This window comes from Streptomyces sp. GC420 (assembly GCF_009916105.1).
In the GTDB taxonomy this organism is placed as follows: Bacteria; Actinomycetota; Actinomycetes; order Streptomycetales; family Streptomycetaceae; genus Streptomyces.
This window is the reverse complement of sequence record NZ_JAAAXQ010000355.1, coordinates 1-8100: the sequence shown is the minus strand read 5'-3', so window position 1 is coordinate 8100 and position 8100 is coordinate 1. Positions and strand designations below refer to the sequence as shown.

The following is an 8100-nucleotide window of genomic DNA, read 5'->3' as shown; positions in this document are numbered from 1 at the left end:
CCCCCACCCCCGCCGGCGCCCCGCTGCCACCCGCCGGCTGGCCAGCCAGAGTTGAGGACCGTCGTACGGACACGGCGTGCTCCGGCGGCGCGGGGCGGATCAGGCCGCGGACCTGAGCGGCCGCCTGCGCGTACCAGTCGGGTTCGGCATCCGCCTCGGCCGTGGGCCGGGCGGCCCGCAGCGTACGCAGCCGGTCGTTCAGGAGCGCGTGCGCCGTGTTGAACCGTGCCGTCTGGGCGGCCTCTTCAGCGGCCTCGTGGGCCTCGTCGACGCTGGGGTGGAGGTGGCTGCGCCGCATCTCGGTGGCGAAGACCTTCTCGTACTCGGCCTGGGCCGGCGACTGGTAGGCGAAGTGGTTCACGGCCCGGCGCTGCAGTGCGCCCAGTTGGAGTTCCGCGGCCAGCCGCGCCGCGAGTGCCACCGACTCGGCGAACACACCTCCGCCCGCGGCGAGCAGGTCCGTCACCGCCTGGTCGACGGCGCCGCGCATGTCCCGCTCGGTCCGGTGAACGGCATCAAGCCGGTACGCCTCGCCGCCCATGCCCCAGGTGGCCACCGCCACGTCGAGGGCCTCGGCCACCAGTTCCTCGACGCGGCGCTCGTCGCGGCACCGGCCGCAGAGGCCGGCTGTCTCCGGCTTCCCGCAGACCGTGCAGGCAAGCGCCTGTTGGGCGGCCTCCTGGGCCGCGTGCCGGGCCCGCTGCTCGGCCCACACCCGCTCACGGGCATGCCGCTCCCGGACCGCCTCCTCACGGCGGATTGCCGCGGCGGCGGCCTCCCGCTGCCAGCACGCGTTCAGCTCCGCCTCGAACACCGGCCGGTCAACCCGGCCGTCGGCCAGAGCCGTTGTCGCCTTGGCAAAGGCACGGGACCGCAGCGCCCGTCCGTCTAGGACCAGCATCTGGCAGGCGGCGCAGTCCGCCCGGGTGTCCATCCGCCGTCCGTCGTCGCACCGCCCGTCGGGACACACCGCCCGGCGCGGCAGAGCACGGCCGACCAGCCAGCCCACTGGGTCGGTGACCGGCACCGTGCCCTGCTCCGCCAACCGGCGCTTGAGCCGCTCCCGCAGGATCCGCTCGGCATCCACCTCCGGACCGCACGCCCCCGAGATCTCGCCGAGCCGCGCCCGAACCACCCTGGTGACGTATCGCCGGGTCGTCAGCCGGTCCAGCCGGCCCCACACCATGGCCACCGGCTCCAGCACACGCTCCAGTCCCTTGGGCACCTGAGCCCACACCGGCGGTGGCCCCCCCGACGCATCCCGCCACGCCTCAAGCGTCGACGCCGCGGCCGACGAACCCGACTGCCCCACCGTCAGCAGCAGATCAGGCTTGTCCCCGCGAAGCGGGTCGGCCCCGCCGTCGACGACCGTCACGTCATCGTGGACACCATCCTCCGGCGCTGGGGAGTTCTCGCCCTCGCACGCGCGTACCGGCTGACGGCAGTACCCCGACGCGGCTTCGCCGGAAAACCCGAGACCTCCAGCACTCTCACCACGTACATCAGCCACAACAGCGTGGTCGGTGTGAGGGTCTGCAGCAGCACGACTGGCCTCGAACGTCTCAAAGGCGGTCTGACCTGCGAAAAGATCGCTACCAGCGTCGTCGAGATCCCTGGGTGCAGTTCCGGAACCCTCCTCGGCGCCCTCAAGGTCATCCCAGGACAGCTGCCGCCACCCATTCCCCTCCACCACAAGGACGTCGGCCTCTTCGTGCCCGGCACACCGAACGCAGCGCGCCGCATCACCGGCAGACGCGGGATCAGCAGGTGCGGAACTCTCAAGTTCCGGAGCGTCCGGGACCGCGGCCGCGGACCCATGGGCGGCTGCCACTGCTGGCACCACGAGTCGACCCGGCGCGACCGTCACCGCTTCCGCTGCCACGAGCCGGCCCAGCACCGTCGCGGCCACGGGCGCACGGCACCCCAGCATCCGCGCCAGCGTCACCGCCGCCCGGCCATGACGAGCCACCGTCTTTGCCAACGGGCCACCGACCAACGGCACCCGCCCGTCCGGCCGTGCATGCAAGGCCAGCAGAACCAGAGCCAGCCGATCCGACGCCGCACCCCTCCCCCGCCGCCCCTTTTTAACCAGCAGACCAGGAGGCGTGGCGCACTGCTCACCCCACCCCGGAGCGAACAACTCCTCCAGGAACCGCAGCAGCGTCGCCAATTCGGCCTTCGCCAACGCCAAAGGTGCGCCGACGTCGTTTCGGGCCTCCCACAGCGCTTGCACCCGATACTCGACACCGGTCGGCAGACCGTCGCCGCCCCGCAGCACGCGTGCAGCCACGGCATCAACGTCACGAAGAACGTTGAGTACTTCGTGGTCGACGGTCGACTCCGACACCCCGAGCCAACGACCCAGCTCCCTGGCCGTGATCTCAACGCGGCAACTGCCATGGCTGGCCTTCGCCATCAGCACCAGGGTGCCGAGACGCACCACATCCTTGCGACCGGCCAGCCGGGGATCGGCCAGCAGAGCGCGGACGGCCGTCAACAGCCGGAACCCCATGCCGCGCCCCAGCTGTAGGGCCATACCCGGTCGGTCGGCCATGCGCAGAGCCTCTGACGAGCTGCCTGTGGTCGACGGCGCGCGGTCTGGATTTTTGGACTTCTTGGGTAGGCTTGCGCCTGCTTCAGGCATGACTGAGCCGACCCTCGTACGGGTAGCTATGATCTGCTCCAGTCGAGGAGGGAAGAGGGAAACCCTCATCGCCGAACGGCACCGCCTTGGGAGGTTGGGAGGCCGGACGCGCGACGGGTATTCAGCTAGGGATGTGGAGCGACGCTCACCTCCTCGACGTGACTGGCCCGGGATTGCGGAGTCCCGGGCCAGTTCTCGTTTGCGCCTCTCGGGTGGATCTCGGTCGATCTACTCGGGATGTGATGGCGCTGTCAGTCCTCGGTCTTCTCTGCGGCCTCGCTCGTGAGACGGCGTCGGGTCGGCAGCTCGTTGAACCATCGACCCAGCGGGGCGTAGTAGAACGGTTGTTCTGCAAACTTGAAGAAGGCAAGGGCCTTGGGCCCCGGGCCGGAGACGAGTTCGCAACCCGTCTGGTGAATGAAGAGGCCCGTGTCGTCGTGCATTTCGTCTGGAAGCGCTGCTCGAGCGGTTTCGATCGTTATGGCTTCCCAGACCCGGAGTCCCTGGTCCTTGTTGGCCGGCCGGCGCTCTTCGGGCCAGACAAGGCGTTTCAAGGCCCCGTAGAGGCGGACAAGGACAATGTCCGTCTCCACGGTGTGCTGGGCGTCGATCACTCCTTCCTCGGCGGCGTCGCGGGCCACCTTGGGCAGGACGTGTGCTTCTTGTGCCAGGGCGCGGAGTGACCAACCGCTGGGCGCCGTGCTCATGAATCAGTCCTCGCTTTCAATCAAGAGCATCCTACTCACCGATCAGTCGTGTCTTGGTAATGACAGAACCACCGTGTGTCGGATCTTCAGACCGGGGTTCATCGCGACGGCCCACGGAAATGGCCTTTACCTGCATGAATTGGGCGTTCAGGTTGTGGTGATGTGAGAGTGTCAGGAGCACGTTGGTCGTTCGGTGAGTGTGACAGTGTCATGGTGAGAGGTGCTGCGGATGGGTGCGGTGCGTGGTGAAGAGGCCAGGCTGACCGTCGGACCGCATGCGTGGGTGCGTGTAGCAGCGCCTGATGTATCGCGTGCGTGGAAGTGGGTGAATACGTGAAACTGCAGAAGAGAGAGGGGTGGCCCGACCACCTGGGTCGGGCCACCCCTCTTGCGTGACCTCTAGCGAGCGGGCGGGAAGGGTCCTTCGTCGTCGGCGGCGTCGAGGAAGCGATCCACAGCAGCCGAGACCACATCCAGGATGAGACCGCCGCTACCGGCTCCTCGCTGACCGCGCAGGTGACGCTTGAGCCCCTTAAGGAACTGGTACATGTCCGGAGACACTCCAGCTTGGATGCTCACGCCGGGCGGGTGCTCGCCGGACCACTTGTCAATCAGCCACTCATTGGCGATGGCCGCGAGCTCCTCGGGGCTCAAGTCCTTCACCAACCTCAGCGCAGCGTCAAGGTAGTGCCCAGGCATGAGATTCCGCCCAGAAGACTCGGCGTCGTCATCGGCCTTCTGGAGGAGCCTCGACTTGGTTTCTCCCTCGATGCGGCCGGACCAAGTCGGCCAGTTGCGCTCCGTCCTGTGCTTTATGAACGAGCCGAGCACGGCGGTCTGCATCGGAGGCTTTGTGCCGGCAGCCTTCCTGCGAGTCCGCGGCTTGAGAGTCGGCTCGGCCGAGGCCGCAGTGAACCCGGGACCATCGTTCCTGCGACGGCCCGCCGCCGAGGGCATTGGCGGAGCCTCCGCTCCGTCGGCCTCTTCGGCCTCTTCGGCTTCCTCAGCCGGTTCGGCCGCTGGGGACGCCTCCGGGACGTCTGCTTCGGGCTCGGAGGAACTCTCCGCAGGTTCCTGGGGGGTGGTTCCGCCCTCCGGCGGCTGGGACGGTGAGGGAACGACACGCGAGGCCCCGGACGCGACTGATGCCGGCGAGGCCTCCGCTCCATCCTGGGCGGGAAGGCGGGCTTCCGATACCGGGTTGGTGTTGGTGTCCTCCCTCTGGCTCGGCCCAGGAGAGTCGTAGTCAAGAGTGAGCGTGGGCGGCGCTGCTTCCGCAGTTGGTGTTCCTCGTCGCTCGGACTCAGCGGCGTCATCCCCCAGGAAGCCGCCCTCAGTGGCGTCGTTACCCACGTGCTCGATGGCGCTGAAGTCGAAGGACCGTGCCTTGCCTCGCCCCCTCTTCCGAGGGGACTTCGTCGACTCCTGCGTCGATTCATCCGGCGAGGACGTCATGACAGACCCCGAATCCGGTCGATGATCTCGACGGTGAGGTCCTCAAACCAGCCGCTGGCCGCGTAGGCGGGCTCATCAATGACAATGGGCCGGCTGATGCCGTACGACGCGGAGATCTGCGGGCTCGTCCTGATCTCCTTCGCGAACGGTGCCAGGTCGTGCTTGTTGAGGAAGGCCTCAACGGCGTCTGCTTCGTCGGTGCGTTTCGACGGAGGTTGAGCCTCATTGATTACCGTTCCGAGGAAGACTGGGCGGCAGGTGCCTCCAGTGCGCTCCGGCACCTTCGCAACGTTGTTTCGAACGACGCGAGCTCCGTCTGCGGTTGCGAGCCTCGGGTTGCAGACGGCGATTACGTAGTCGCCTGCGGCGAGGGCTACGGAGGCCAGGGCGTCAGCTGAGGGCGGGGTATCGACGATGATGAAGTCGAAGTCGTCCTGCAACGTGAGGAGCAGATGGCGAAGGCTTGACACCGCCTCCCAACCACGCTTGGCGATTTCGGTGCGAGCGCGATCAGTCACGTTCATAACCGAGCCGATGACGCTGAGCGTGCCGGGGTTCTCGAAGTCCTTGAGCAGGACGCTCCTATCAACCATGCGGCTACTCAGGGACACCATGCTTGCAAGATCGTCTGCGTCGACCGCGTCGATGTAGTCGATCAGGGCGCTGCCGATGTCCTGGGGCTTGCGCGCGAACGCGCCCAAAGAGACTCCGAGCTGGCCCTGGAGCTCGAGGTCGACCATGCCGACGCGGGCTCCCCCGCTGGCAAGGCTCGAACCGATGTTGGCAGATGTTGTGGTTTTACCCACTCCACCCTTTTGGCTGGCGAGGACGATGACCTTCATGGGTGCCTTCCTCCCATTCCCCAGATGCCTCGCCCTAGCTCTTCGCTTCCTGGGATGCACTGCCGACGTCGATGGGGACTGGGACTGACAGATTCACGCTGACGGCCAGAAGGTTAACAGGAGGAGGGGTGCTCTCTATGTGGAACCTGGGGTCTTGCAGCGTGTCGGTCACAGTCAGCCGAGCACCGGCCGAGCCTGTCAGACTCGCCTGAACGTGCATGGTTACCGTTTTGTATCACTTCGCAATGATTCGTGAGTCTCGTGGCCGGCGCGGAGGGGTGCGCTGGGGTGCTGTGAGATGCCCGCACGGGGTCCAGTCGGTCAGGCCGGGCGATTGAACGCCAGCGTTAGCGGACGTCTGGCCGCCCGGTGGGAAAGGCGCGTGGAAGCTCGCGTTGAGCAGGGCCGCGCTTGCAGCGAGGGCGCGCGGTTGCGCTGCGAGATCGAAGAAGGCGAGCAGTAGCCGCGGGAGCGGGGTGTGTCGGTTGAGGCGTGCTTGCGTTCCGATGCGGGTCTGTATGAGGAGCTAAGTGCCAGCGCGCAGAGTCGAGTCTGTGCCCCTGCGTGAGGCTCAGGGTGCTAGCGCAAGACGGCACGGTCCAGTGGACCAAGGTGCGAAGTCAGGTAGCAGAGCACGCGTACGAGCGATGAAGCGCGAGAGAGCGTCCGCAGTTCCCGGAGCACAGCCGACTGCCTGGTCGGATACCCGCAAGTGGCGAAGCAGATAGGCGCGTACGGCGGTTTGAGCGGCAGGTTGAGCGGCGGTGAGTGAAGCCGGAGAGAAGTCAGCATGCGCATATGGAAGCCACTGTGCGAGAGACGAAGAAGGTGCGCCCGCCAGAAAGTATAAGAGTGGCTACGTTAGCGCGTATAGGCGGAGCGACACACGAGAGGGCGGCCGGGGCGAAGTACGTGGTGGACGAAGTGCGCGACGGCGCGTGCTTGTAGTGGCAAACGGTAGACCGTGGGTGCATGAGAACGAGGAAGGGGAAGCACGAAAGCGGCTGAATAGGAAAGGGAGGTGGAAGGGGTGTCAAGAGGTGTGCGATGAAGGGGCGCTGGAGGCGTGGGAAAGGGTGATGTAGGAGCGAAGTTGGCACGTCAGAAACAGGAGATGTGGATGTGTAAGCGTGCGTAGGCAAGTGCAAGTGCGGGTGGCGCGTGGTCAGTGAGGGCGAGCCGAAGACGCGTGGAACGTGGATGCAGGGGTGTGTAAGCGTGCGTGCGTGAAAGTATGTGAATTAGTGAAGCTCATGCACTTGAACGTGGACCAAGGGTGAGGATGGAGGAGTCAGGGTCCTGCGTGGCGGGCGAAATGCAGCCCGCGACGTGAGGCGCAGTGGGGCAAAAGCGCAGGTGGACATGTTTGCCTGCATGGGTGCGTGAGTGCGTGCGTGAGAGTGTGTGAATACGTGAACCCCTTCTTGAGAGCTTCCGGCCAGGACTTCCGACCGGCGGGGCACCGCCCGGTCCCGTGGAGCGGGGACCGAGCCGTGGCCGAATGGGGGGATCTGTTGGACGGTCAAGTTGAGGCGGCGCCGTAGGCGAGGTGGGCCAAGAGGAGAACCTCGGTTCGGCTGAGGAGCCCGTCGGGGTCTCCGTGGGCCTGGTGTAGGCCGAGTGCTGTGTCGGCGAGGAGGAGCAGCTCGGCGCGGGAGAAGGCTTCGTCGATGTCCGGGGTGTCGGGAAGGCCGCTGTCGAGGGCTTCCGCGGTGGTGGCCAGCCGCTCCAGCAGATGGTCGGCGTTCGAGGGGAGGGTCGGCCGCGGCAGGAGGGAGTGGGCTTGGCTCAGGGTGAGGCAGGTGCGCGCCAGCGCTTCCAGATCCGACGTCGTGAGGTCGCAGCGGGCGAGAGGTGCGAGCGCGGAGCCCGACAGGCCGAGGACTCGCCACAGTTCTGCCGGCGTGTGGCCGTCGAGGGCCGGCTCGTCGGGGCCGGGGTCGTTCTCGCTCAGGGTGATGTCGGTAAAGCGAAGCCAGAGCCGGCCGTCGCCGGTGCGGATGTCCAGGGTGTCGGGGCTGGTGCTCTCCACATGGCCGGCGGGCCGGGCGCGCAGGACCCTGCGGGCGACCAGGAGGACGTCCAGGCCGGGGAGTTCCCGGTGGTCGGGGTCGGTGGGCTGCGTCCAGCCGTTGTCGGTGCGGATGTGGACGGTGTAGTCGGCGTCGGGATCGATCAGATGGCGGGCGGCGGCGTAGGCGTGGTCGGGGATCATGCCGCAGCTCCGTCGGACGAGGGGCGGGGGTGCTCGTGCTCGCCGCCGTTGTTCACCTCGACGAGCAGCAGACCGGGCCCTCCGTTCTGGTCCTCGATGTGGACGTAGGGGACGTCGGTGCCGGGGCCCCACTGAGCGCGGTGGCGGATGAGGACGCTGACGCCGTAGACCTGGATCTCGTAGACGTCGCTGGGGGTGTTGTCCTCGGGGGAGGCGTCGACCACGGTGATCGAGGCG

General features: G+C 67.2%; 5 protein-coding genes and 1 pseudogene. All 6 read right to left on the bottom strand.

All coding sequences use genetic code 11. The annotated features are described in order from the left end of the window. The coding region (locus tag GUY61_RS30820) for a hypothetical protein (RefSeq protein ID WP_243766869.1) at positions 1-2554 on the bottom strand (2554 nt) is incomplete at its 3' end. Between the two features lie 341 nt (positions 2555-2895). Beyond that, the gene (locus GUY61_RS30815; RefSeq protein WP_166633537.1) at positions 2896-3351 is read right to left on the bottom strand and encodes a hypothetical protein; all 456 of its coding nucleotides are present in this window, start codon (positions 3349-3351) and stop codon (positions 2896-2898) included. A 399-nt stretch (positions 3352-3750) separates the two neighbouring features. Continuing rightward, on the bottom strand, positions 3751-4806 hold the full coding sequence (locus GUY61_RS30810; protein WP_166633536.1) for a hypothetical protein: 1056 nt from the start codon (positions 4804-4806) through the stop codon (positions 3751-3753). Then, on the bottom strand, positions 4803-5648 hold the full coding sequence (locus GUY61_RS30805) for a ParA family protein (protein ID WP_166633535.1): 846 nt from the start codon (positions 5646-5648) through the stop codon (positions 4803-4805). The genes GUY61_RS30810 and GUY61_RS30805 overlap by 4 nt, the downstream gene beginning before the upstream one ends. Before the next feature lie 1522 nt (positions 5649-7170). Continuing rightward, positions 7171-7863: a hypothetical protein gene (locus GUY61_RS30800; protein WP_243766868.1), complete on the bottom strand. Its 693-nt coding sequence runs from the start codon at positions 7861-7863 to the stop codon at positions 7171-7173. Continuing rightward, positions 7860-8100: pseudogene (locus tag GUY61_RS30795) on the bottom strand (hypothetical protein); the annotation flags it as partial. The gene GUY61_RS30800 and the pseudogene GUY61_RS30795, both read right to left, overlap by 4 nt.